Genomic DNA, 26336 nt, shown 5'->3' on the forward strand with positions numbered 1-26336 from the left:
ATAATATAAGTTTTGCATGAATACACTGAAACATATGATAACGGTACATGATCGATTCACACAGAGGTGACACCATGCAAAACCAAAAACGCGAAAATCTCCTGAACCTGGCCCTGGACGCCACCCCTGAAGAACGTGAGCGGTCCGAGAACCTGGATGTGGGCTACGATCCTTTGGAGCGCACCTGGGAACTGATCGTCAGGCATTCCGGAAGCCTGGCAGGCCTTACACAGGAGGGCATCCAGGTAAACGAACTGCTCAACGGCTACGCGGTCCTGGTGGTCCCGGAACATCTCATGGACCAGGTAAGCGACCTGAACCAGATTGAATATATTGAGAAACCAAAGAGGCTGTTTTTTGCCAGCAATATGGCAAGGGCGGCCTCTTGCCTGTCCGTGGTACAATCCTCCATTGGAGGAGGGGGAGGCGGCGTGATCAGCGGACTGGCCTCCGGCCTTACGGGAAAGGGAGTCCTGGTGGCTGTCATTGATTCCGGAATCGACTATTTTCATGAAGATTTTAAAAATGCGGACGGAAGCACCAGGATCCTCATGCTCATGGACCAGGACCGGGACCGGATCTACACAAGGGAGGAGATCAACCAGGCCCTCAACGCCCCGAACCGTGCGGCCTCCCTGGCAATTGTCCCGTCCGTGGATCTAAGCGGGCACGGGACAGCGGTGGCGGCCATTGCGGCGGGAAACGGCAGGGGAGACAGGGGAATCTACCGGGGAGTTGCCTATGAAAGCGACCTTCTGGTGGTGAAACTGGGGGCGCCCATGGCGGACAGTTTTCCCAGGACCACCCAGCTGATGAGGGGGCTGGATTTTGTCATCCGCCAGGCACAGGAACTGGGGCGGCCCGTGGCTGTCAACCTGAGCTTTGGAAACACCTACGGTTCCCATGACGGCACCAGCCTGCTGGAGACATTTATGAACGACATATCCAATTACGGCAGGAGCGTTCTGGTTGCAGGCACAGGGAATGAGGGGGCGGGTGCAGGCCATACATCGGGACAGCTGGTCATGGGAAATGATACCAATGTGGAGCTTTCCATCGCACCCTTTGAGACAGGGATGGGAGTGCAGCTATGGTCCTCCTATGTGGACCAGTTTGCCATCCGCCTGATCACTCCCTCCGGCGACATCATAGGCCCTATTGACAGCCGGCTGGGGCCTCAGACGCTGAATTACGGGGGGACCAGGATCTTGCTCTATTACGGCAAGCCCAGCCCCTACAGCCCGGCCCAGGAGATCTATTTTGATTTCATACCCATCAGGGATTACCTGGACAGCGGCATATGGACCTTTCGCTTGACCCCGGAACGGATCGTCACAGGGCAGTACAATATGTGGCTTCCCTCCAGGGGCATCTTAAATCCCTCCACCCGGTTTCTCAGGGCAGTGCCGGAGACCACCCTGACCATTCCCTCCACTGCGGCCAAGGTGATATCCGTGGGGGCTTATGATGATTCCTACCAGGCATATGCCGACTTTTCCGGGCGAGGTTTTACAAGACAGACCAGGCAGGTGAAACCGGACCTGGTGGCGCCGGGCGTGGATATTATAACGGCCAGAAGCGGGGGAGGGTATGAGGCGGTGACCGGAACCTCCTTTGCGGCGCCCTTTGTCACGGGAAGCGCGGCCCTTCTCATGCAATGGGGGATCGTGGAGGGAAATGACCCCTTCCTGTACGGTGAAAAGGTAAAGGCGTTTCTGGCCCGGGGGGCCAGGCATTTGCCGGGATATGAGGTTTGGCCCAACCCGCAGCTGGGATACGGCGCCCTGTGTGTCAGGGACAGCCTGCCCATCTGATGCTTCTTGACCGGTTTTTCCAGTCAAGAAGAAAAGCCGCCCTGAACAGTTACACGAATGAAACAATGAAGTCAGACTATCAGCACATGCTCTATGAAATTGTTGGAATTTATGATATAATGTGAGCATTAGGCATTGTTTTACAGGCTTAATGCTCTTTTGTAACCGTGATAATAGAATTTTTTGTAGTAAAAAGAGGAACCGGGCAATATAATAGTAGAGATAGGGAGTGGACGGATGAATATCAGGGAGTCATTGGAAGCATTGGAGGAATCATATATGAGTCCCTATGCGTCCTTTAGCAGCAGGACGCGGGGACGGGACAAGCCGGAGCCTCTTTGCGACATGCGGCCGGAATACCAGAGGGACAGGGACCGCATCCTGCATTCCAAGGCATTCCGGCGTCTGAAGCATAAGACCCAGGTATTCCTGGCTCCTGAGGGAGACCATTACAGGACCAGGCTGACCCATACCCTGGAGGTGTCCCAGATCGCCCGCACCATTGCCAAGACCCTGAGGCTGAATGAAAGCCTCACAGAGGCCATTGCCCTGGGCCATGACCTGGGGCACACCCCATTCGGCCACTCCGGTGAATACATATTAAACAAGATATGCGAGGATGGTTTTGCCCACTACCAGCAGAGTGTACGCATTGTGGAGATCCTGGAAAAGGATGGAAGGGGATTAAACCTTACCTGGGAGGTGAGGGACGGGATCTTAAACCACAGGACCTCGGGCCATCCTTCTACCCTGGAAGGGGCCATTGTCCGTCTTTCCGACAAGATCGCCTATATCAATCACGATATTGACGATGCCATCCGGGCCAGGATGTTTGTGGAAGACGAGCTTCCCGGAGAGTACACGGACATACTGGGACACAGCGTCCGGGAGCGCCTGAACAATATGATACATGATATCATATTAAACAGTATGGATAAGCCTGCCATCATCATGTCCGAGGGCATGGAGGAGGCCATGCAGGGGCTGCGCAGATGGATGTTTGAGAATGTGTATAAGAATGAGATCCCCAAGGCGGAAGAGGGCAAGGCCCAGAACATGATCCGCCAGCTCTATGAATATTACATGGGCCATGTTGACAAACTGCCTATGGAATATGTGCTTTTGATCGTCAATGGAGGGGAAAAGAAGTCGAGGGTGGTCTGCGATTACATTGCGGGCATGAGCGACATCTATGCCATTGACCAGTTTGAGGAATTATTTGTTCCAAAGCGGTGGAACGTGTATTGAGTTTATAAATATAGAAGGGAGATCATTTCATGTACTATCCCGATGAAGTCATAGAAGAAGTGAGAATGAAGAACGACATCGTAGATGTGATTTCAGGATATGTGAAGCTGCAGAAAAAGGGCGCCAACTATTTTGGGCTCTGCCCCTTCCACAACGAGAAATCCCCCTCCTTTTCCGTGTCGCCAGGCAAACAGATGTACTATTGCTTTGGCTGCGGCGCAGGGGGGAACGTGCTCACTTTTGTGATGGAATATGAGAACTATACCTTTCAGGAAGCGTTGTCGCACCTGGCGGACCGGGCGGGAGTCAACCTTCCCAAGATGGAATACAGCAAGGAGGCCAGGGAGCAGGCGGAACACAGGGCCAGGCTTTTGGAAGTGAACAAGCTGGCCGCCAACTATTTTTATTACCAGCTTAAAGCGCCCCAGGGCAGGATGGGGTATGAATATTTCCATGATAAAAGGGGTCTGTCGGACGACACCATTGTGCGTTTCGGGCTGGGATATTCCAACAAGACCAGCGATGACCTCTACCGTTTCCTAAAGGGTAAGGGATATGAGGACAGCTTTTTAAAGGACACCGGCCTGGTGACACTGGAAGAGCGCGGGGGAAGGGACAAGTTCTGGAACCGCGTCATGTTCCCTATCATGGATGTGAATAACCGCGTCATTGGTTTTGGAGGACGCGTGATGGGGGACGGAGAACCCAAATATCTCAATTCCCCGGAGACCAAGCTCTTTGACAAGAGCCGCAATCTTTACGGCCTGAATTATGCCAGGACTTCCAGGGAAGGATATCTATTAATATGCGAAGGCTACCTGGATGTCATATCCCTGCACCAGGCAGGCTTTACCAATGCGGTGGCCTCCCTGGGAACCGCATTTACCAGCCAGCATGCCAATGTGCTGAAGCGTTACACGGATCAGGTCATACTGACATATGACAGCGATGGTGCGGGCATCAAGGCGGCTCTCAGGGCCATTCCCATCCTCAAGGAGGTGGGGATATCCATCAAGGTCCTGAACATGAAGCCCCATAAGGACCCGGATGAGTTCATCAAGAACCTGGGGCCGGAAGCATTCAGGCAGAGGATCAAGGAAGCCAAGAACAGTTTCCTGTTTGAGGTGGACGTGCTGAGGCAGAGTTACCAGATGGACGATCCGGAGCAGAAGACGAAGTTTTACCAGGAGACTGCAAGGAAGCTCCTTCAGTTTGGGGAGGCCCTGGAGCGGGAGAACTATCTTCAGGCAGTCGCCAGGGAGCAGATGATACCCGCGGATGAGCTGCGCGGCCTGGTAAACCGCATGGGCATGAGCTTTGGCATGAAAGCCGGGGACCATATGAACCACTCCGGCCAGATCCGCCACAGCGCCCCGGCCCAGGAGGAAGCTTACTTTGAAAATGATCCCTACCAAGGTGAAGACAGCGCACAGGATGGGAGAAACAGTCCCTACGGGGAAAGGGGAGCAGGCCAGGCAAAGCGCCCTAAAAGGCCGGACAAGGAGGATGGGATCCGCCGGTCCCAGAGGCTGCTGCTCACATGGCTTATAGAGACCCCTGAACTGTTTGACAAGATCAGGGGAATTATTACAGCAGATGATTTTGTGGAGGATTTGTATCATCAGGTGGCACAGATGGTATTTGAAGGACAGGCGTCCGGCAATTTAAACCCGGCCGCCATACTCAGCCGCTTTATCAATGACGAGGATCAGTATAAGGAAGTGGCTGCGCTTTTTAATGCCAGCTTAAAAGAGTCCCTCAGCAACGAAGAACAAAAGAAGGCATTCTCGGAGACGGTTGTAAAGGTCCGGAAGAACAGCCTGGATGCGGCCAGCCGCAATGCAAAGGATATAACCCAGTTACAGGAAATCATAAAGCAGCAGGCAGCCTTAAAGCAGCTGCATATCTCACTGGATTAACGCATTTCTTAGGAAGGATGGACCGGTTATGGAAGGGACGAACGTGTTTGAGGAAAAACTGGCAGGATTGCTGGAGGAAGCAAAGAAGAAGAAAAATGTTCTGGAGTACCAGGAGATTATGAACTACTTTGGTTCGGAACAGCCGGCCAGTGACCAGATGGACCAGCTCTTTGAGTTTCTGGATCAGAACAAGGTGGATGTGATACGGATGAACTCGGATGGGGATCTGGACCCGGACCTGTTTATTGAAGAGGAGATGGACCTGGAGGAAGAGGAAGAGATCGACATGGAACATCTGGACCTCTCCGTACCCGAGGGCGTCAGCCTGGAGGACCCGGTGCGCATGTACCTGAAGGAGATCGGCAAGATTCCCCTCCTTTCCATGGAAGAAGAGATTGAACTGGCCAAGAGCATGGAGCTGGGCAACGGGGAGGCCAGGAAACGTCTGGCCGAGTCCAACCTGCGGCTGGTGGTCAGCATTGCAAAGCGTTATGTGGGCCGTGGAATGCAGTTTCTGGACCTGATCCAGGAGGGCAACCTGGGACTGATCAAGGCAGTGGAAAAGTTTGACTACACCAAGGGATATAAGTTCAGCACCTATGCCACCTGGTGGATCCGCCAGGCCATTACCAGGTCCATCGCAGACCAGGCCAGGACCATCCGGATTCCGGTCCATATGGTGGAAACCATCAACCGTCTGGTGCGGACATCCCGCCAGCTGCTTCAGGAACTGGGCCGCGAGCCCACCACGGAGGAGATTGCGGCCAGGGTGGACCTTCCAGTGGAGCGGGTGTCTGAAATCCTTAAGATGTCCCAGGAACCGGTGTCCCTGGAAACCCCCATCGGCGAGGAGGAGGACAGCCATTTGGTGGATTTTATCCAGGACGACAATGTGCTGGTCCCACAGGATGCCGCCGCATTCACTCTTTTGCACGAACAGCTGATGGAGGTGCTCCTGACTCTTACGGAACGGGAGCAGAAGGTGCTGCGGCTGCGCTTCGGCCTGGACGATGGCCGTCCCAGGACCCTGGAAGAGGTGGGCAGGCAGTTTAGTGTGACAAGGGAGCGGATCCGCCAGATTGAGGCAAAGGCCCTGCGCAAGCTGCGCCATCCCAGCAGAAGTAAAAAATTAAAGGATTATTTGGATGAATGATCTTAAATTAGTTATTACTCCCTGCCTGAAAAGGCAGGAATCTCAACCGGAGGAAAAGATGAACTTGGAAACAAATGACAGGACCATACCAAAAGGCACAGTAAAGCTGTCCCTGCGCCTTCAGACCGTTGCCGGCTTTGTAAGGCAGGGCAGCCGCATTGCGGATGTGGGAACAGACCACGGATATGTGCCGGTCTATCTGGCACAGACCGGCAGAATCCGGTCCGCTATTGCCATGGATGTGGGAAAAGGTCCCCTGGAACGGGCAAGGGAGCACATTGAGGAATATGAAACGCGGTCCCCTGGAACGGGATGCCCCATTGAGGCCCGTCTCAGCGATGGTCTTAAAGAACTCACGCCGGAAGACGCGGATACGGTGATCATAGCCGGTATGGGAGGCGAACTGATGATCCGCATCCTGGATCAGGGGCGCCATGTGTGGGACAGCGTAAAACACTGGATCCTTTCCCCGCAGTCCGAGCAGTACAAGGTCAGGGCTTATCTGGAGATGCATGGATTTTTTATTGAGGACGAGACAATGGTGCAGGACGAGGGAAAATATTATACGGTTATGAGCGTTGTCCGGGGAACCATGGAATACGGGCGTCCGGTATGGTATAAATACGGGAAGATCCTGATGGACAGGAAAGACAATATCCTGAAGGAATATCTGGAAAAAGAAAAGCACAGGGTACAGGTAATTGTGGATTCCCTTGGGAGAGAGGACATCGGCGGTATGACGGAGGGACAGAGAAAAGCCATGGGCTCCCTCAGGGAGGAACTGGACCAGATCAAGGAGGCGCAAAATGAAATGCAGTGAACTGATAGAGGTGCTGAAAGGGCTGGCGCCCGAGGATTGTGCCTGTGAGTGGGATAACCCGGGACTTCTGGCAGGCAGAAGCGATAAGGAAGTAAAAAAAGTATACATTGCCCTGGATGCCACGGACCAGGTGGTGGAGGCAGCCATAGAAGCGGGGGCCCATATGCTCCTGACCCATCATCCCCTGATCTTTAAGGCCATCAAACAGGTGAATGACCAGAACTTTATTACCAGAAGACTGGTTAAGCTGATCCAGTCGGATATTTCCTATTACGCCATGCACACCAACTTTGATGCTGCCCCGGGCTGTATGGCGGACCTGGCAGCCAGGAGGCTGGGGCTTGAGGAATGCGTGCCTCTGGAACTCCTGGGAGAGATGGACGCGGGCCAGGGGCCGGTTCCCTACGGCATCGGAAAGACAGGCATCCTAAGGAAGGCCATGACCGTAAGGCAGGTGGCAAAGCGCGTAAAGGAAGCATTTGACCTTCCCTTTGCACTGGTCTACGGCCAGGAGCTGATGGACATGGAAGTGACCAGGATCTCCCTGTGTCCGGGGGCGGGGGGAAGTGAGATCGGGGGGGCCGTATCCTGCGGTTCACAGGTGCTTGTGACCGGTGATATCAGCCACCATCAGGGAATTGACGCGGCTGCAAGGCAGATGGCTGTCATTGATGCAGGCCATTACGGATTGGAGCATATCTTTATCCCCTACATGGCGGAATATCTGGAGGCTCGTCTGGGCGGTGAACTGGAGATCATCCAGGCCCCGCCCGCGTGGCCCGCGGTGATCGTGTAGGGGCGGCAGGACTAGGTGCATTCTCGGAGTTGCCCCGGCACTCGGATTTGCGGGAGTACACTCAATAATAAGGGAGGTAAAACATTTGGTACAGGTTAAAGTAGATGGTTTTGTACGGGATTACCCGGAGGGGACCACCTGGCTGGAAGTTGCAAATGAATATCAGTACAGGTACGAGGACGACATCCTTCTGGTGCGGATCAACGGCAAGCTTCAGGAACTTCATAAGCATGTGAAGGACGGCGAACTCAAATTTATCACGGCCCGGGATAAGCCGGGTATGACGACCTATCAAAGAAGCGCCTCCCTGATCATGCTGAAAGCATTCTACGCAGTGGTGGGAGCGGAGAACATTGATAAGATCGTGATTGACTTTTCCCTGGGAAGAGGTTTCTTTGTGGAGGCGCGGGGGAACTTTGTGCTGGACGAGACCCTTCTCCTGCGGGTGAAAAATAAGATGGCGGAGTATGTGGCCCAGGAGATCCCCATCATGAAGCGCAGTGTGTCCACTGATGACGCTGTCGAGCTGTTCCACAGGCACCGGATGTATGATAAGGAGCGCCTGTTCCATTACCGCCGGGTATCCCGGGTCAATATTTACAGCATTGACGGGTTTGAGGACTACTACTACGGGTACATGGTGCAGAATACGGGATATATCAAATATTTTGATCTGGTCCCTTACCACTATGGATTCATTTTGGTGATGCCCTCCAAGGAAGAACCCAGGACCATCCGGGAATTTGAGCCAAAGGATAAGCTGTTTGCAACCCTGTCAGAGTCCACGGAATGGGGAAGGCGCCTGGATCTGGAGACGGTAGGCGCCCTCAATGACAAGATCGCCCAGGGGGAGATGTCCCATTTAATCCTGATCCAGGAAGCACTTCAGGAAAAAAAGATTGCTGAGATAGCGGCACAGATCGCCTCCAGGAGAAATGCCAAGTTTGTGATGATCGCAGGCCCCTCCTCCTCTGGAAAGACCACATTTTCCCACAGGCTGTCGGTTCAGCTGGAGGCCATTGGGCTTAAGCCCCATCCCATTTCGGTTGACAATTACTTTGTCAACCGGGCGGACAGCCCAAGGGACGAACAGGGAAACTATAATTACGAGGTGCTGGAATGTCTGGACATTGAACTGTTTAACCGGAACATGACGGATCTTCTGGCAGGCAAACGTGTAGAACTGCCCTATTATAATTTTAAGAAGGGTGTGCGGGAGTATAAAGGGAATTTCCTGCAGCTGGGAGCAGAGGATATCCTGGTGATCGAGGGCATCCACTGCCTCAATGACAGGCTGTCCCACTCTCTGCCCAAGGAGAGCAAGTTTAAAATCTATATCAGCGCCCTGACACAGCTTAATATTGACGAACACAACCGGATCCCCACCACGGACGGACGTCTTATACGCAGAATGGTGCGGGATGCCAGGACCAGGGGGTCATCGGCCCAGGATACCATCCGCATGTGGCCTTCGGTGCGCAAGGGGGAGGAGGAGAATATCTTTCCCTTCCAGGAGGAAGCGGATGCCATGTTCAATTCCGCCCTGGTCTATGAATTTGCAGTGTTAAAGCAGTATGCGGAGCCTTTGCTGTTCAGTATTCCAAAGGATTCGGAGGAGTACCTGGAAGCCAAACGGCTTTTAAAGTTCCTGGATTATTTTATCGGGGTCAGCAGTGAGGACATACCTAAAAATTCCATCCTGAGGGAGTTTATCGGGGGAAGCTGCCTCAATGTCTGATGGGACTGGACAAACCTCGGATTCTGTGCTAGACTAATACAGTTGTGAGTAGGACAGGTGGCCGCTGCTGCGAGACCGCAAGGGCGCAGGAGAGGAAAGTCCGGGCTTCACAGGGCAAGGTGCCAGATAACGTCTGGCGGAGGCGACTCCAGGGACAGTGCAACAGAAATATACCGCCTATTGCAGCTTTGGCTGGAAGAGGTAAGGGTGGAAGGGCAGTGTAAGAGACTACCGCCCGTCTGGTAACAGGCGGGGCATATGTAAACCCCACTTGAAGCAAGACCGAACAGGGAGCATATGGCGGCCCGTCAGCTCCCGGGTAGGTTGCTTGAGGCTGCCGGTGACGGCAGTCCTAGATAGATGGCCATCCAACGACATAACCCGGCTTATCGTCCTGCTCACATACAACAGCATCCGTAATAAAAGAGTCTAAGATATCCTTCTTAGGCTTTTTTGTTGTTTGAAATGGAAACATTCAGAAAATCCTAATAGGATTTTAAGAATTTGCTAGTATAATGGACTTCAGAAAAACGCATGCCGGCGGAAAACGGTTTGCAGGAAAGGAGCCATGGATTGAAAGAAAAGAAGATGAACATGAGGGAAACGGTCATAGGACTGGGCCTGGTCACGGCACTGGCCTGGTTTACATTCCGTATCCTGTTTAAGAAACATTCCATGGAGATCCTTCAGGAGGCATTTCGGAGGGCGGATATCCGGTATGTGCTGATGGGATGCCTGTGCATGGCGGTATTCATTAACTGCGAAGCGGCCAACATAAGGCTGCTTATGAGGACCTTCCGGAGAACAGTGCCCTTTAGGCGTTCCCTGTCCTATGCCTGCGCGGGATTCTATTTCAGCGCCATCACGCCCTCGGCCACAGGCGGGCAGCCCATGCAGCTTTACTATATGACAAGGGACGGTTTTGGGTTTGCCCAGAGCTCCTTTACCCTTTTGACAGTGGCGGCCGTGTACCAGATGAGCGTGCTCCTGTACGGAACAGCCGTGGTGATCGTCAGGTTTCCCTTTGTGATGGCCCAGTCCGGGGTGATCCGCTGGCTTTTAATATTCGGGATCCTGGTAAACGGGATCTGCTCCTGCGCCATCCTTCTCATTATCCTAAACGGACTGCTGGCTGAGCGGGCCGGCATGTGCATCATAGGCTTTCTGGCCCGGATAGGGGTCATCAGGAACAAAAAGAAGGCGCAGCGCAGGATGGAAGGGCTTATTATGGAGTACAGCAGGGGCGGTGCGTATCTGAGGGAGTATCCGCTGGTGATCCTAAGGATGTTCCTGCGCTCCATGGTCCAGCTCACCTCTCTGTTCCTGGTGCCCTATTTTGCCTGTCTGGCCCTGGGAATAGGTGCTGAACCGGGAAGCTTCCTGGCCATGCAGGCCATCTTAAGCCTGGCTGTAACGGCAGTGCCTCTTCCCGGCTCCGTGGGAGCATCGGAAGGCGGTTTCATGGCCTTATACGGCCCTTTATTTGGGGCCGGTCAGACATTTTCCATTATGATGCTCAGCAGAGGCATCAGTTTCTATGGATTTCTTGTGATCAGCGGCCTGGTGACCGCGTATCTGCAGTTCAGGCCACGCCTTAGGGCGGCAGGCGAGGGAAAACAACAGGTCATAGGGGTTGACATAGATAGATGACCTATATATAATGGGACTATGGATGATAGATCGGTAATCTATATATGCTTATGTGGATTACCGGGTTTTAGCCCTTGATATATAGGTAATCTATATATCGTCCATGGATCAGGTTTTGTTTGGATTCGTGTGTACTTTCGGGGACTCCGAGCGTACACCTGTAAGAACAGGAGGAAGAATTATGGCAGAAGACAAGAACGTTTCATCAGGCAACACATCCATGCTGCTGCTGCAGCTGCTGTCTGAGAGGGATATGTATGGTTATGAGATGATTGAAACCCTTCAGAAGCGGTCGGAATTTGTATTTAACCTGAAAGCGGGTACTATGTATCCTCTTCTCCACACCATGGAAGCCAAACGGCTCCTGGTATCATATGAAAAGGAGGCCCAGGGAAAGGTGCGCAGATACTATTCCATCACCAAAGAGGGCAGGGGTGTCCTGGCTAAGAAGAAGGAGGATTGGAACACTTATTCCAAGGCAGTGGAACATGTGATAGGAGGTGCCCTGTATGGAAATGCATGAATATCTGGATCTTTTAACCGGGCAGATCAGGAATAAGAAAGCAGGGGCATCTGTGGCAAAGGAGATCAAAAGCCATATGGAAGACCAGGCCCAGGTCTATATGGAACAGGGGATGGGGCAGGAGGAGGCCCTGGCAGAAGCAGTGCGCCAGATGGGAAATCCTGTGGAGGTGGGGATCGATATGGACCGGATCCATCGCCCCAGGAATAACTGGAAGCTGCTTGGGGCAATGGCTGTGCTGAGCCTGGTGGGCCTGCTGGTGCAGTACTTATGTATCTACCGGTTTGGAGGTGACCAGCTTGCCGGGACCGGAGGGGGCCATGCATTTATGAGACAATGCCTGTATACTTTCCTGGGCCTTGCGGGAATGGCCCTTCTGTATTTCTTTGATTACAGCATGTTTAGCAGATACGGCGGAGGGATCGGATTTTTATTCCTTGCAGCAATCGCTCTTGCCTGTATCCTGGGCTTTGCCAGAAAAGCCAACGGCGGCCATTCCTACCTGAAGCCCATCATGTACCTGTTCATCCCTGTTTACGGCGGAATCCTGTACCGGTACAGGGGAAGGGGGTATGCGTGCATCGCCGGTTCCCTGCTATGGCTGTTTGCGGCTGCATGGGTCGGTTTTGGAGTGATCGGAGGCGGCATCAGCATTACATTGGATGTGATGTTTGTTTGCTGCCTGATGTTTACAGCAGCTCTGATCAAAAACTGGTATCAGGTAAAGCACAGGTGGCTGCCCCTCTCAGGTCTGGGCATCATGTCCCTGCTTTTGGGCGTACTATCGTTTGTAAACATGGCACCTTATCAGTATCGGAGGATTATGGCATACCTGAATCCCCGGGCTTATGCAAAGGAGGGCAGCTTTGTCACCCTTAAGGTGAGAGAGATGATATCCCAGTTAAAACCCATAGGGGGAATGCAGGGAAGGGGATATGGTCTATCAGAGACCCCGGCCCATGTACTGCCGTGGGGCCAAAGCGATTTTGTGATCCTTCAGGCAGCTTCCATGTGGGGAACCCTGGCGGCCTTTGGACTGGCTGCGCTGCTGATCCTGTTCCTTTCCGGCTTGTTCTTTATGGTAAAGCGGCAGAAGAATCAGCTGGGGCAGATGATCGGGTATGGGTGTGTCCTGATCCTTGTGATAGAGACGGCCACCCACCTGCTTAATAATCTTGGCATACTCTACCTGTCTTCAGCAGGTCTGCCTTTTTTTACCTTTGGCCTGTACCATACGGTTGCCGTCTATGGGCTGCTGGGAATCCTATTCAGTATTTACAGATACCAGGACCTGGTCTGGGAACCGGGGGCAGAGGAGAAAAACAGGGAAAAGGGGATCCTGGCATACCTGGGAAAGTACCGGATCCGGATTGAAAGAACGGATGTATAAAGGAGAATGGGAGTGTAAATAGGGAAATAAGGGTGTAGATAGGGAAATAAGAAATAACAGTAAATTGTGTGAGAATTCTTAAGTTATACCAGACTAATCCCCTTAACCTGTATGATATGTTTGATAAAATTCGGACAATATTGATTATTTTCTAACAATATTGACAATTTTCGGAAAAGGATATATGATTAAAGTGAAACAATCATATGGATGGGAAAAAGGAGGTTACGTTATGGCTAAAGATCCTTTGTTGCTGTTGGACAACAGCACGCTGGCTTATATTCTGGGTAGTGGAGATTACCGTTTTACCAACATTGAGTTTGAAGAAGCCAAGGCGATTATGGAGATGAAAGGAACACCGGATATTGTAAGGGTGTTTGCCAATCCGGAACTGGAACACATCATGTTTGAATATCTGGATATTGAAAAACAGGACTTTGCCTATACGCCGGTAAAGGAGATGCACGTGGGACAGGATGCAATTGCGTTTAAGCTGTATATCACGCCCTCCGGAACCCAGCCCATTGTATTGGGCGAGGATGGACAGCAGGCAAAGAAGATAAAGAATCTGTACATTTACTGTCAGCATGTTGTCCGGCTGAAATAATACATAGTTACCTATCAGACATCCCATGAGATAAAGGCAGCCTGCCCGGAAAGGAGATCCGGGCAGGCTGTATTATGCTGCTTAAACATATTATTTAACGGTGTCTAATTCAAAGCCAAAGTAATTGACGGCATTGTTGTAGCAGATTCCCCTGACGATCTCCTCAAGAGCCTTCATGTCAGCAGGATACTCGCCGTTTTCAACCCATCCGCCCAGAAGTTCGCAGAGAACGCGGCGGAAATACTCATGCCTTGTGTAGGACAGGAAGCTTCTGGAATCTGTCAGCATGCCGATAAAGTTGCCCAGGCAGCCCTGGTTGGCCAGAGATACCATCTGCTCTGTCATGCCTACCTTGTGATCATTGAACCACCAGGCGGAACCGTGCTGGATCTTTCCGGGGAACTTGTCCTGGAAACAGCCGATGATGGTGCCGATGGAAACATTGTCATTGGGGTTCAGTGAGTAAAGGATAGTCTTTGGAATCTCATTGCCTGTGCTCAGCGCATTTAAGAAGTCAGCCATCTGTGCGCTGGGGGCATAATTGTTGATGCAGTCAAATCCGGTATCGGGCCCCAGCAGCTCAAACATGTAGGCGTTGTTGTCGCGCTTGCAGCCGTAATGGATCTGCATGATCCATCCCATTCTGTTGTATTCACGTGCAGCAAATAGCATAAATGCTGTCTTGAATTTCAGTTCCTCTTCCTTGGAGACGGCCTCGCCCTTTAATCCCTTTGCAAGGATGGCGTCAACCTCAGCTTCTGTGGAAGGTACATACATCACGTACTCCAGTGCATGGTCGGATACACAGCAGCCCATGGAGGTGAAGAAATCCATACGGACCTGAAGGGCTTTCTTTAGGGATGCGAAATCCGTTACCTGAATGCCGCTCACCTCGGAGAGACGTGCCATATAAGCAGGGAAAGTAGGCTTTTCAACGTTCATAGCCTTGTCCGGTCTCCATGCGGGCAGTACCTGTACGTCAAAGGAAGGATCCTCAGCAATCTTCTTATGCCATTCCAGGGAGTCGACCGGGTCATCAGTGGTGCAGATCAATGTTACATGGGACTGCTTGATCAGGTTGCGGACCGTCATGGAGCTTTCCTGAAGCTTTGCATTGCACAGATCCCATACTTCCTTGGCAGTGTCGCCGTTTAAATAGCCTTCATATCCAAAATATCTTCTAAGCTCCAGATGGCTCCAGTGATACAGAGGATTGCCGATCAGCTTAGGCATGGTCTCAGCCCAGGCTTTGAACTTCTCCCAGTCTGTGCTGTCCCCGGTCACATACTTTTCATCTATGCCGTTGGAGCGCATCTGACGCCACTTGTAGTGGTCGCCTCCCAGCCATACCTGGGTAATGGTGTCAAATTTCCGGTCTTCATAAATTTCCTGTGGGTTGATGTGGCAGTGATAGTCAAGAATCGGCATATTTGCTGCGAAATCGTGATACAGTGTCTTTGCCATGTCGCTGGATAATAAGAAATCCTTGTCCAAAAATGCTTTCATGTTTGATGGTCCTCCTTAAGAATTAAAAATTTGTGGTTTTTCTTTTTATAAGATCAGAGGCGATCGTGGTCCGGCTGGGCACATTTACGCCGCTGAAAACCCCCATAAGAGTGTTGATGGTGGTGGTGCACAGTGCCTCCACCTTGCTGTCAATGGATGTAATCTCCGGATCCGTGCACCGTGACAGGATGGAGTTATTATATCCAATGATATTCAGCTCTTCAGGTATGGAAATGCCCGCTTCATGGGCATACTTGACAGTGCCCACCGCAAGGGAGTCATCGGAAGTCATGACCGCATCAAAGGAAAGCCCCTGTTCCCTGAGGGATAATAGCAGTTCCTTGGAAGCGCCTATGTCCTTGGGACACTGATGGATCAGTTCATCCTTTGGCTCCACGCCGAATGCTTTTAATGCGTCCTTGTATCCCTCTAACTTGTTGACACCGCTGTAGGAATAGCTGGTATAAAGGTAGAGGATGCGTCTCCTGCCTGCCTGGAGCAGCTGTGTGGCCGCGCCGAACATGGCGGCGTGGTCATCGCATACCGTACTGTAGATATTATCCCCTTCCAGGTAGCCGTTTACCAGCATGATGGGAAGGTCGGCGGCGGCTTCGGTTATATAGGCGTTATCCTTGGAGCGCATCTCCACAAACTTGGAGCCTGCCAATATGATGGCGTCCACACGTTTGGAGCGCAGAAGCTCAAAATACTTCTGTTTGGCATCCAGATCATATCCGGTACAGCACAAAATAGCGTCATAATTGTGGGACCTGAGTCCCCGCTCAAGGTAATAAATAGCACCTGCCAGGTAGGGATCCGAGGAGTCGGAGCACATGATCCCAATGGTCTGCATGGTGTTCAGGCCAAGCCCTCTGGCAAACACATTAGGAGTATACCCCAAATCATCCATAACTTTCAAGACCTTTTCCCTGGTCTTTTCACTGACATTGGCATTGCCGTTTAAAACCCTGGACACAGTGGCTATGGATACTCCCGCATGTTCGGAAACATCATATATATTCATAAAAAAACCTCACATTCTGTAAGCGCTTACAAGCTAAGTTTATTATACATATTCCTCGTCAGTATTGCAATACTTTTCTATTTTTTTATTGACTTATTCCCCGAAAATGGGTAGAATAATTGTAAGTACTTACAAAAATATGACACAGGATTTCAAATAAAATGATAGGAGAATGTGAAGACCATGCAGGATATTGTTAAAATCAACAGGAATGATAATGTTGCCGTTGCACTGCGCCCGGTTTCCATGGGAGAGACCATATGCGTGGAGGGAACGGATGTTGCCGTCACTGAGGACATCCCCCAGGGCCACAAGTTTGCCTTAAGGGATATCAGGTCAGGGGAGGAAGTGGTCAAATACGGCTTCCGGATCGGATACGCAAAAGAGGATATAAAGGCAGGCAGCTGGGTTCATGTGCACAATGTAAAGACTGCGCTGGGAGATGTTCTTACCTATGATTATATACCGGACGGAAGGGATGTGGAGCCCACGGACCATGTTTTCTTTGACGGCTACCGCCGGGCGGACGGCAAGGTTGGCATCCGCAATGAGATCTGGATCATTCCCACAGTGGGCTGTGTCAATTCCATTGCAAAGGCGCTGGAAGCCCAGGCCGGGAAGCTGGCGGGGGGAACGGTGGAGGATGTGATCGCATTTCCACATCCCTATGGATGCTCCCAGATGGGAGATGACCAGGAGAATACAAGAAAGGTGCTGGCTGACATGATCCATCACCCCAATGCCGGAGGAGTGCTTGTGCTTGGCCTGGGATGTGAAAACAGCAATATTCCTGTGCTTATGGATTATATTGGCGAGTATGACAAGGACCGGGTGAAGTTCCTCCAGTGCCAGGATGTGGAGGATGAGATGGAGACGGCCATGGGTATGCTGGAAGAACTTGCCGCATATGCAGGTGCATTTTCCAGGGAGAAGATAGATGCCAGCGAACTGGTCATCGGCATGAAGTGCGGAGGTTCCGATGGGCTTTCCGGCATTACGGCCAATCCGGTTGTGGGAGCATTTTCAGACCTGCTGGTGAGCAAGGGCGGGACTACGATCCTTACGGAAGTGCCTGAGATGTTCGGGGCCGAGACCATCCTCATGAACCGCTGCGCCACACCGGAACTATTTGGTAAGACCGTGGATCTGATCAATGGGTTTAAGAATTACTTTACCAGCCATAACCAGACCATCTATGAGAATCCGTCCCCGGGCAACAAAAAGGGGGGTATCTCAACCCTGGAGGACAAGTCCCTGGGCTGTACCCAGAAGTCGGGAAGTGCGCTTGTAAGAGGTGTTCTGGAATATGGGGAGCCGGTGAAGGTAAAGGGGCTTAACCTGCTCAGCGCCCCGGGCAACGATCTGGTGGCCTCCACGGCCCTGGCAGTGTCCGGCGCCCACATGGTGCTCTTTACCACAGGAAGGGGAACGCCCTTTGCCTCCCCGGTACCCACGGTAAAGATATCCAGCAACTCCAAGCTGGCCGGGCATAAGGACAACTGGATCGATTTTAATGCGGGCCGCATGGTGGAGGATATGACAAAGGAAGAACTTGCACAGGAGCTGCTGGACTATGTGCTGGCAGTGGCTTCCGGGAAAAAGGTGAAGTCAGAGGAAGCAGGCTTCCATGATATGGCTATTTTCAAGCAGGGAGTGACCCTGTAGGGAATAATATAAGGAGCCTGGGCAGGAGTGCGGGGGAAACACACTCTGACGCCTGGGCTCTGTGTTTCCCTGTCCGCTGGGATGCCGCGCTTAAAAAGCAGGATTTCATGTAACTTCCACTTGCATCAGGGTACGGGTTGATGTATACTGAAATCAGATGAATTTCGTATATACGGATATATAATGTATATGCGAATATCAATAAAGCGGGAGGTGTCCATGAAACTGAACAGAACCACACTGCGTACCGTGGAGATATTAAAACTGGTATCAAAAAAGCCGGATGGGATCACGCTGGATGAGATATGTGAAAAACTTGATATGCCCAAGACAAGCGGCTATGACATAGTGACAACCCTGGTGCAGACCGGGATGATACATGTGGCCAGGGAGCAGAAGCAGCGCTACACCATCGGCCTCACGGCATACAGGATCGGTATCAATTATACCAATAACCTGGATTTTATCAGCACCATTGACCCGGTGCTGAAGGCATTTTCAAGGGAGGTGGGAAAGACCGTATTCTTTGGCACACGCACGGACGATGCCATTGTGTACATCTGCAAGTTTGAACCTGAGAACCCCATTATTACCACAGCAACCGTAGGCACTAAGAATCCCATTTACTGCACGTCCCTGGGAAAAGCCATTATGGCATTTACAGAGGAGGAGGAAGTGAGGCGGGTGCTGGAGCGCATAACCTTTAAAAAACATACGGGGCGGACCCTTGGAACCAGGGAAGAGTTTGAGAAGGAGCTGGAACGGGTGCGAAAAAAGGGATATGCCTTTGACGCCAGGGAACTGGAGGAACACATGGAATGTGTGGGAGCGCCGGTATTTGGGCAGGATGGTAATGTAATGGGTGCGATCAGCGTGTCCAGCCTTTATAAACCCACAGAGGATTATGATGCCCTGGGACGGCAGGTGCAGGCAAAGGCAGCGGAGATTTCAAGGCTCCTGGGATTTTTGGGTAAATGCTGAATTCCGGCATAGAAAAACTTGTTTTTTTACCTCTTTTGCTGTTGACAAATGATGCGGTAACGATTAAAATTTAACTATAGAAATCGCAAATATGAAACTGATTCGTATATGCGAATTTTCAGAGAGAAGGAGAAGCGAAATGAAAAAAGAACACGTTTTAGCAAGAATGAAAGAGGATTGTCTGGTTGCTGTTGTTCGTGCAAAGAACTACGAGCAGGGTGAGAAAGTAGTTGACGCTATCATTGAGGGCGGCATTAACTTTATTGAGCTGACCATGACCATGGATGAGGGCGACCCTGTTGAATTCATCAAGATGATGGCTAATAAGTATAAAAACAATGACAAGATCGTGATCGGCGCAGGTACTGTACTGGATCCTGAGACCGCAAGGGCATGCATCCTGGCAGGCGCTAACTATATTGTAAGTCCTGGTCTTAACGTAGATACCATTAAGCTTTGCAACCGTTACAGAGTGCCTATGCTTCCGGGCGTCATGACTCCAACCGAGGCGATCACAGCGTTGGAAGCCGGATGCGATATCATCAAGGTATTCCCAGGCAACATTGTGGGACCGGCAGCGATCAGCTCCTTTAAGGGACCCCTTCCCCAGGGCGAGTTCATGCCATCCGGCGGCGTTGATGTTGACAACGTTGACAAGTGGATCAAGGCAGGCGCATATGCAGTGGGCACAGGTTCCAGCCTGACCAAGGGCGCTAAGACAGGCGATTTCGCAGCAGTGACAGCAAAGGCTCAGGAATTTGTTGCAGCAGTGGCGGCAGCCAGAGCATAATCTATTCATTCAAAAAAAGGAGAATCATACAATGGCAAAAATAGTTACCATGGGCGAAATCATGTTAAGATTATCTACCCCCAACAATGAAAAATTCATCCAGGCAGACGAGTTTGATATCAACTACGGCGGCGGAGAGGCCAATGTGGCTGTATCTCTGGCCAACTACGGACATGATGTTCAGTTTGTGACAGCTATCCCCAAGAATCCAATCGGTGACTGCGCAGTGGCGGCACTGAGAAAATATAATGTAGGAACAAAGCATATTGCACGCAGCGGCGAGAGACTGGGAATCTATTTCCTGGAGACCGGTTCTGCAATGAGGGCTTCCAATGTTGTTTATGACCGTGCAAACAGCGCCATTGCAACAGCAACTCCTGATGAGTTCAACTTTGATGAAATTTTTGCTGATGCTGACTGGTTCCATTTTACAGGTATCACACCAGCTGTCAGCGATGCGGCCATCGCTCTGACTGAGGCTGCTTTAAAGGCGGCAAAGGCTCACGGCGTAACCGTGTCCGTTGACTTAAACTTCCGTAAGAAACTGTGGTCTTCCGAGAAGGCACAGAAGGTTATGACCAACCTGATGCAGTATGTGGACGTGTGCATTGGAAATGAAGAGGATGCTGAGAAGGTTCTGGGCTTCAAGCCGGGTAACACAGATGTTACCTCCGGTGAGCTGGAACTGGCTGGCTATGTTGACATTTTTAACCAGATGGCTGATAAGTTCGGCTTTAAGTATATCATCAGCTCCCTGCGCGAAAGCTACAGCGCATCTGACAACGGCTGGTCCGCATGCATCATGGATGGCAAGACACGTGAATTCTACCACTCCAGAAAGTACAGGGTTACACCTATTGTGGACCGTGTAGGCGGCGGAGACTCCTTTGCAGGCGGTCTGATCTGCGGTCTGGCAGACGGCAAGGATATGAAGGCAGCCCTGGAATTTGCCGTAGCGGCATCTGCATTAAAGCACACGATCCCTGGCGACTTTAACCTGGTGTCACGTGCTGACGTGGATAACCTGGCCGGCGGTGACGGTTCAGGCCGTGTTCAGAGATAATCAGATCAGAAGACAGAGATGATCGGATCGGGTAATGACCGGAAGAAGTGACCGGAGCAAGTGACCGGAACAAGTGACAATCATACAATTGGAAGCGGCTAATCCTGTACAGGAATTAGCCGTTTCTTATAATAGTACGGGTGTCCGAAGGATCAATATGAATAAAAGGAGAGTTATAATGGGAATAAAAAACAGCAGGGATTTTGATCTACTGACCCTGGGACAGCTGCTTTTAAGGCTTTCACCGCCTGACAATGAGCGTCTGTCCAGAGGTGATACATTTGTGAAGCAGGTTGGCGGGGCGGAACTGAACGTGGCGGTGGGCGCGGCTCTTTTAGGCCTTCATACAGGCGTTATATCCAAGCTGCCTGCCCATGACATAGGCAGTTTCATGAAAGGCAAGATCCGTTCCTTTGGGGTCAGCGATGATTTCTTTATGTACGACCAGTCTTCCTCAGCCCGTGTGGGCATTTACTATTATGAGAACGGCGCATATCCCAGAAAGCCAAAGGTCATCTATGACCGCAATAACAGTTCCTTTTTTTCACTGAACATTGATGAGATACCCGAGGAGGTGTATACGGCTTCCAAGTGTTTCCATACAACAGGGATCACCCTGGCGCTGAATGAGAAGATCCGCGAGACCACCATTGAGATGATCAAGCGGTTTAAGGCGGCCGGGACTCTGGTGTCCTTTGATGTGAACTTCAGAGGCAACCTGTGGACCGGGGATGAGGCAAGGGAATGCATCCTGCGCATCCTTCCCTATGTAGATATCTTTTTCTGTTCCGAGGATACGGCAAGGCTGACCTTCCTGAAGACAGGAACAGCCAAGGAGATGATGAAGAGCTTTTCCCAGGAATTTCCCATCTCCATTGTGGCCTCTACGCAGAGGATTGTCCACAGTCCCAAACGCCATACATTTGGATCCGTTATTTATGATGCTGCCAGGGATGAATATTATGAGGAAGAGCCTTACCGGGATATTGAAGTGGTGGACCGGATCGGAAGCGGGGACGCTTATATCTCTGGCGCCCTGTACGGACTGCTAAGCAGCGGCGGTGACTGTTCCAAGGCCATTGCTTACGGCAATGCCACAGCTGCTGTGAAGAACACCATTCCAGGGGACCTGCCTTCGTCCAACCTGGAGGAAATTGAAACCATTATCAAGGCTCACAACCAGACAGGTCCCCAGTCTGAGATGGCCCGGTAGGAAATTGTTGCTAAATTGTAAAAACTTTGAAATATTTGTCACAACGTTAATCCATAATTCAGAATTATTAAGAAATCCTTTATTGGATATGGACGATAAATGATATATACTTCTCATACAAACATTAATAATGCTCTGTGCACCACAAACGGTCATCAGGGCATTACCCATGAAAAGGAGAAGATAATATTGAGAAAATATCGATTATATGCAGCAGGAGTTTGTGCAGCCGTGGTACTTGGAATTGGAGGATGTGCATCGAATGCCAATGCTTCATCCGGAACCACAGCAGCCACACAGGAGAGCCAGGAGGCATCCAAAGAGGAGACAACAGTGGAAGACACCACCGTGGTTGAGTCAGTGACAGGCGCTATTGAGAGTATGGAGGAGAGCCAGGCGGAAGCGCTTCAGTCCATCCGCATTTACGGACCGGTTACAAAGATGGAAGACGGCAGGCTGTCCATTGATAATCAGTCCGGCATGAGCAGCAGCGGGGAGATCATCCTCAATGTATCCTCAGACGCCACATACATACTGGATGCAGTTACCGGGCTTCCTATTAAGGCGGAGGATATTAAGGACGGGGAGACTATCTACGCATACATCGGCCCGGCCATGACCATGAGCCTTCCGCCTATGACCAATGCGGAAGTGATCTTTGCCAACATACCGGCAGACGCAAAGGTACCGGATTTTGTGGAGGTCAAGTCCATGATCACAGATGCCGCAACCTCCAAGTCCGTATTGACGGCAGTGGACGGCACCGAATACACACTGGCTCCGGACTGCAACATATTCCCATATCTTACAAGAAATATTGTCACACTGGACGACCTGACCCAGGGAAGAAAATGCGTGGTATGGTCAGATGATGACAATGCAGCAGTGAAGATCATGGTGTTTGCGGAGTAGATTCAGATTTAATAGGTGAGAAGGGGAGAAGGTGCATCCGTCCGTTCAGGAAATGGGGATGGGGCAGCGGAGGCTGCGGGTCTAGCAGCTCTAAGACTCTGAAAACCGTCTAAGAACAAGAGGCTGGCCGTCTGAAACTCGCGGTCAGCCTCTTCCCGGCTTTAGATATAGAGTTCAGACAAAGGGCGTCAGCCTCTTAACGCCGGTTTTTACGGCCTAAGACCTGCGACCCTGTGGATGCATCCGCATCCCCATCCCCGTTCCCTTCACCTGCAGCGCACTGATCTCTTGCCAGCAATTAACCATTGTGTGATAATTATACAATCAATATGCAATCGTTAGTTAGAGGTGCCGGTATGGTAGAACGATATGCGGTTAATCTTTATTTTATGTTGCGGTAAGTATGTAAGACTGCAGATTTTATGAAAGAGTAAATAAAAACTACTGGCTACGGAACATAGCTAGTAGTTTTTTTGTTGTATTAAACCCGAAAATCCATATATCGCCCGGCAATATCTCCGGTAAATTCGAGTTGCGTATACGGTGTATCGGGATAAATACAGCAGCTCATAGTAACTGTTCCGTGATCAAGAAACAGTTCGATATGGGATACATCAAAAATAACTTCCATCTGCCAGGGGCCTGAAAAGAAGCGTGATGCAAACCGTTCTGAAAAATATTTTCTGTTAAATTCTTTGGAAAAATCATTTCTTCCAGCTGATGAACGGTCAAAGAATAATGAGTTATCTTTGATCCCGAATTGAAGCGTCTGACCGCGGTCATTGGAAAATGAGATTATTCCATCGCCGTTTCCTCTCAGGTCAAGTCCAAATACCTCAGATGTGATGACATCGCGATCATTTAAGAGGCGCAGGTTAGTGATGAGAGATTGAAGACCTGCCGGTGCAGATGCCAATCTGTACCCATCAGGGGTTTTTATTAGGGAGAGTTTACGGGCCAGTGTCATGGCACCACAATATTCATTTGTTGGGCATTGTGATGCATATTTCCAATTGCTGGCCCATCCCATCAGAATCCTATGATCGGAATGATTAAAAGTAACGCCAGCGTAATTATCAAAGCCTTGGTCCAGCCATTGGAATTTTGATTGGGGGTCTGGAACAAACGTATATCCATCAAAAACACCTGTAAAGTATCCTGTTCTTGAGCCGCCATATTCAGCATCCAAGCTCAGACTTACAATGAAAATATCTTTTGTTCCATCAGGTGTTTGAAGTCTGAACAAATCCGGGCATTCCCATATACCCTGATGAGGGAGAAGGCTGGTTCCCTGCCCGAACTCACCGGTTTTATCCCAACGGAGCAGATCATCCGAACGGTAAAATTCTACATGATCACCGCTGGATACTACCATGCTCCAACATTTAATAATCTGGTTTTTAAAAACCTTTGGATCTCGGAAATCTGTTTGATCCGGAGGGCATGGAAGTACAGGATTGTTGAAATATTTTATAAAATTTATTCCATCCAGTGAGTAGGCAATACTTTGATGCTGTTTTCGATCGCTTTTCCCATTTGGTCCTTCCAGATTCTGGGTGTATATAGCAACAACCGGAGAGCATCCCATAGCACCCAGCCCGGATGTATTTTCCGCATCATAAACAGCTGAGCCAGAGAAAATAGTCCCCAAAGAATCAGGATAGAGCGCAACAGGTAGATGTTTCCAATGAATCAAATCTTGGCTGACTGCATGTCCCCAATGCATTGGCCCCCACACAGTTGAGCCGGGATGGTATTGATAAAAGAGATGATATGTTCCATTGGCGAAAAACATACCATTGGGATCATTAATCCACATAGAGGGGGCGGTAAAATGTATCTTTGGTCTGAAATCACGTACTCCCATGGTACTCATATATAAATTATCCCTCCTAAGTACTAATAGATACTGGCCATATTCCAGATATCCAATGAGTTTATTGTTATGTTTCCTCCAAGGGCTTCCAGTGATACCTGCGTACTGTCTTTAGAAGGATACATCATTTGCATCATGGTGATTCTTCCATTTGCAAATATTTCTACCATACATCGGTCAACTAAAATCCGCAGGTCCAGATGACTTTCTTCAACGTCCGGGATATTCATTACTTCCGGATTACGTCCCTCTGCATCAGGAGACAGAGAGGAACGGGTGGTGTCCGCAATCAGATAGTATTCAGAAACAATTGAATCTCCGCGCCGCATACGGGAGCGATTGACGGTAATGTCTGTGTGCTCCATGCCATCTGGTGAGCGGAGTACGCGCAGTGTTAAGCCGCGTGCACTGGTTAAATCTAGTGTCAAATGAATATCCAATGCGTTTCCATTAACATCCAGGATCGTTTCCCGGAACGCAGCAAGATTTAAACTATGGCAGGAAAAATGTGAAGTATGTAAACTGTTTAGTGCTTCAACCGGCTCAATATTGAGATAGCCCTTTTTATTGACTATTACATGATGCATGACTGTCATACAGCCTTGCCTTGTTAGCGTCAAGTTAGCATCGGTGGTATTATAAATCAGGTAAAGACCACCTTTTCCATCTGGTGTAGTGCAGGGCGCCTGATAACTGGAGCAACCGATAGGGCCAAAATTAAACCGCATGTGTTTTTCTGGATAAAATTTATGCAGTATTTTATCATAGGTCCCTAACAGACAATGAGGACCGGTACGATGGCTAAAATGGAATAGTAGATATTTGCCTTCTGTTCCTATCGGCCAGAAATAAGGGCAGGCGCCATCATTGCCTAATTCCAATTGGGGAAATCCGTCTTCTGTCAATTCGCCCATATAAGTCCAACGGGACAAATCTTGAGAGAAAAACAGGTGCTCCACCATTTTGTTATTATAACCTGTATGACGGGCTTCCTCTTCTCCATAGTAGCAGCCGGATAGAGCATAATAGCCTTCATCCTCTTTCCAGATAAATGGATCAAATACGCGGTAGGGCCTGCCATCTGAACTATTTGGAGTCAGGGGTATAACGGGGCAATGCTCATTTTTCTCCCAATTTAGCAGCATAGGATCATGGGAAGTGGCGATCATATTACCAATTCCACGTCCATGGTACATGGCAATCACCCTGTCATTCTCTACAAGTGAAGAACCGCTGAATACTGCATACTCTATATCCGGATAGATGGCTAATGGAAGATCCTTCCAATGCACCATATCGCTACTCACTGTATGTCCCCAGTGCTGTCTGGGATCATTGGGAGGATAAGCTTGATAGAACAGATGATAATTTCCGTTCCAGTAACATAAGCCATTGGGATCGTTTATCTTTCCGTTTGGGGCCCAGAAATGGTAAGAGGGCATATACGGATGATCTTTCATCTCCTGCCTGTACTCTGCAAATTCCTTTAATTGGGCACTGCCTTTTAACGCTTCATACTGTGCTTCGCTTTCTTGGGGATAGTATTCTTGTGGGATTTTAGAAACATATTTCTTTTCATAAGTCTGTTTCATAAGATATTCCTTTCCAAAACAAAGGTTGACAGATAAGATATTACTTAACTCTATTA

The 26336-nt window shown here is 50.2% G+C and carries 21 protein-coding genes and 1 other RNA gene; 18 read left to right on the top strand and 4 right to left on the bottom strand.

What is annotated here, in order from left to right:
- Positions 1-74 precede the first annotated feature (74 nt).
- The 12 genes from CLFS41_RS12545 to CLFS41_RS12595 all read left to right on the top strand — a co-directional run bounded on the left by CLFS41_RS12545 (position 75) and on the right by CLFS41_RS12595 (position 13658).
- Entirely contained in the window at positions 75-1814 is a 1740-nt protein-coding gene (locus CLFS41_RS12545; RefSeq protein ID WP_007858690.1) for a S8 family peptidase, read from the top strand.
- 237 nt (positions 1815-2051) lie between these two features.
- The gene (locus CLFS41_RS12550) at positions 2052-3062 is read left to right on the top strand and encodes a deoxyguanosinetriphosphate triphosphohydrolase (RefSeq protein WP_007858688.1); all 1011 of its coding nucleotides are present in this window, start codon (positions 2052-2054) and stop codon (positions 3060-3062) included.
- Positions 3063-3091: 29 nt separating this feature from the next.
- The gene (dnaG, locus tag CLFS41_RS12555) at positions 3092-4981 is read left to right on the top strand and encodes a DNA primase (RefSeq protein ID WP_045092474.1); all 1890 of its coding nucleotides are present in this window, start codon (positions 3092-3094) and stop codon (positions 4979-4981) included.
- A 28-nt stretch (positions 4982-5009) separates the two neighbouring features.
- On the top strand, positions 5010-6134 hold the full coding sequence (rpoD, locus tag CLFS41_RS12560) for an RNA polymerase sigma factor RpoD (RefSeq protein ID WP_007858686.1): 1125 nt from the start codon (positions 5010-5012) through the stop codon (positions 6132-6134).
- Between the two features lie 58 nt (positions 6135-6192).
- The gene (locus CLFS41_RS12565; RefSeq protein ID WP_045092658.1) at positions 6193-6954 is read left to right on the top strand and encodes a class I SAM-dependent methyltransferase; all 762 of its coding nucleotides are present in this window, start codon (positions 6193-6195) and stop codon (positions 6952-6954) included.
- Complete coding sequence (locus tag CLFS41_RS12570) at positions 6941-7750, top strand: Nif3-like dinuclear metal center hexameric protein (RefSeq protein ID WP_045092475.1); 810 nt, start codon at positions 6941-6943, stop codon at positions 7748-7750. The genes CLFS41_RS12565 and CLFS41_RS12570 overlap by 14 nt, the downstream gene beginning before the upstream one ends.
- Positions 7751-7835: 85 nt before the next feature.
- The gene (locus tag CLFS41_RS12575; RefSeq protein WP_045092476.1) at positions 7836-9488 is read left to right on the top strand and encodes a nucleoside kinase; all 1653 of its coding nucleotides are present in this window, start codon (positions 7836-7838) and stop codon (positions 9486-9488) included.
- A 45-nt stretch (positions 9489-9533) separates the two neighbouring features.
- Positions 9534-9893, top strand: an RNA gene (rnpB, locus tag CLFS41_RS29010) — RNase P RNA component class A.
- 168 nt (positions 9894-10061) lie between these two features.
- Positions 10062-11138, top strand: a complete 1077-nt coding sequence (locus CLFS41_RS12580; RefSeq protein ID WP_045092659.1) for a lysylphosphatidylglycerol synthase transmembrane domain-containing protein — start codon at positions 10062-10064, stop codon at positions 11136-11138.
- A 181-nt stretch (positions 11139-11319) separates the two neighbouring features.
- Positions 11320-11661, top strand: a complete 342-nt coding sequence (locus tag CLFS41_RS12585) for a PadR family transcriptional regulator (RefSeq protein WP_007858677.1) — start codon at positions 11320-11322, stop codon at positions 11659-11661.
- Positions 11648-13051 (top strand): FtsW/RodA/SpoVE family cell cycle protein, encoded by a 1404-nt coding sequence (locus CLFS41_RS12590; protein WP_045092477.1) that lies wholly within the window; start codon positions 11648-11650, stop codon positions 13049-13051. Before CLFS41_RS12585 ends, CLFS41_RS12590 begins: the two co-directional genes overlap by 14 nt.
- A 232-nt stretch (positions 13052-13283) precedes the next feature.
- Positions 13284-13658 (top strand): hypothetical protein, encoded by a 375-nt coding sequence (locus CLFS41_RS12595; protein ID WP_045092478.1) that lies wholly within the window; start codon positions 13284-13286, stop codon positions 13656-13658.
- Positions 13659-13748: 90 nt separating this feature from the next.
- Here the strand turns inward: CLFS41_RS12595 and uxaC are convergent, their stop codons facing one another.
- Positions 13749-15164, bottom strand: a complete 1416-nt coding sequence (uxaC, locus tag CLFS41_RS12600; protein WP_045092479.1) for a glucuronate isomerase — start codon at positions 15162-15164, stop codon at positions 13749-13751.
- Positions 15165-15186: 22 nt separating this feature from the next.
- Positions 15187-16188: a LacI family DNA-binding transcriptional regulator gene (locus CLFS41_RS12605; protein WP_007858672.1), complete on the bottom strand. Its 1002-nt coding sequence runs from the start codon at positions 16186-16188 to the stop codon at positions 15187-15189.
- A gap of 183 nt (positions 16189-16371) precedes the next feature.
- Between CLFS41_RS12605 and CLFS41_RS12610 the strand changes: the two genes are divergently transcribed.
- From CLFS41_RS12610 to CLFS41_RS12635, 6 genes are all read left to right on the top strand, one after another.
- Positions 16372-17853, top strand: coding sequence for an altronate dehydratase family protein (locus CLFS41_RS12610; RefSeq protein ID WP_007858670.1), 1482 nt, complete (start codon positions 16372-16374; stop codon positions 17851-17853).
- Between the two features lie 219 nt (positions 17854-18072).
- The gene (locus CLFS41_RS12615) at positions 18073-18834 is read left to right on the top strand and encodes an IclR family transcriptional regulator (RefSeq protein ID WP_007858668.1); all 762 of its coding nucleotides are present in this window, start codon (positions 18073-18075) and stop codon (positions 18832-18834) included.
- Positions 18835-18973: 139 nt separating this feature from the next.
- Entirely contained in the window at positions 18974-19624 is a 651-nt protein-coding gene (locus tag CLFS41_RS12620; protein WP_007858667.1) for a bifunctional 2-keto-4-hydroxyglutarate aldolase/2-keto-3-deoxy-6-phosphogluconate aldolase, read from the top strand.
- A gap of 31 nt (positions 19625-19655) precedes the next feature.
- The gene (locus tag CLFS41_RS12625; protein WP_007858666.1) at positions 19656-20687 is read left to right on the top strand and encodes a sugar kinase; all 1032 of its coding nucleotides are present in this window, start codon (positions 19656-19658) and stop codon (positions 20685-20687) included.
- 178 nt (positions 20688-20865) lie between these two features.
- Positions 20866-21900, top strand: coding sequence for a sugar kinase (locus CLFS41_RS12630; protein ID WP_007858665.1), 1035 nt, complete (start codon positions 20866-20868; stop codon positions 21898-21900).
- Between the two features lie 189 nt (positions 21901-22089).
- Complete coding sequence (locus CLFS41_RS12635) at positions 22090-22812, top strand: hypothetical protein (RefSeq protein WP_040415371.1); 723 nt, start codon at positions 22090-22092, stop codon at positions 22810-22812.
- Between the two features lie 481 nt (positions 22813-23293).
- On the opposite strand, the gene CLFS41_RS12640 is transcribed toward CLFS41_RS12635, so the two are convergent.
- Positions 23294-24688 carry a glycoside hydrolase family 32 protein gene (locus CLFS41_RS12640; RefSeq protein WP_007858662.1) on the bottom strand — a complete coding sequence of 465 codons (1395 nt, stop codon included), beginning with the start codon at positions 24686-24688 and terminating at the stop codon, positions 23294-23296.
- A gap of 23 nt (positions 24689-24711) precedes the next feature.
- The gene (locus CLFS41_RS12645; RefSeq protein WP_007858660.1) at positions 24712-26280 is read right to left on the bottom strand and encodes a glycoside hydrolase family 32 protein; all 1569 of its coding nucleotides are present in this window, start codon (positions 26278-26280) and stop codon (positions 24712-24714) included.
- Positions 26281-26336: the final 56 nt, after the last annotated feature.

This window comes from Clostridium sp. FS41, assembly GCF_000954015.1.
GTDB lineage: Bacteria > Bacillota > Clostridia > Lachnospirales > Lachnospiraceae > Enterocloster > Enterocloster citroniae.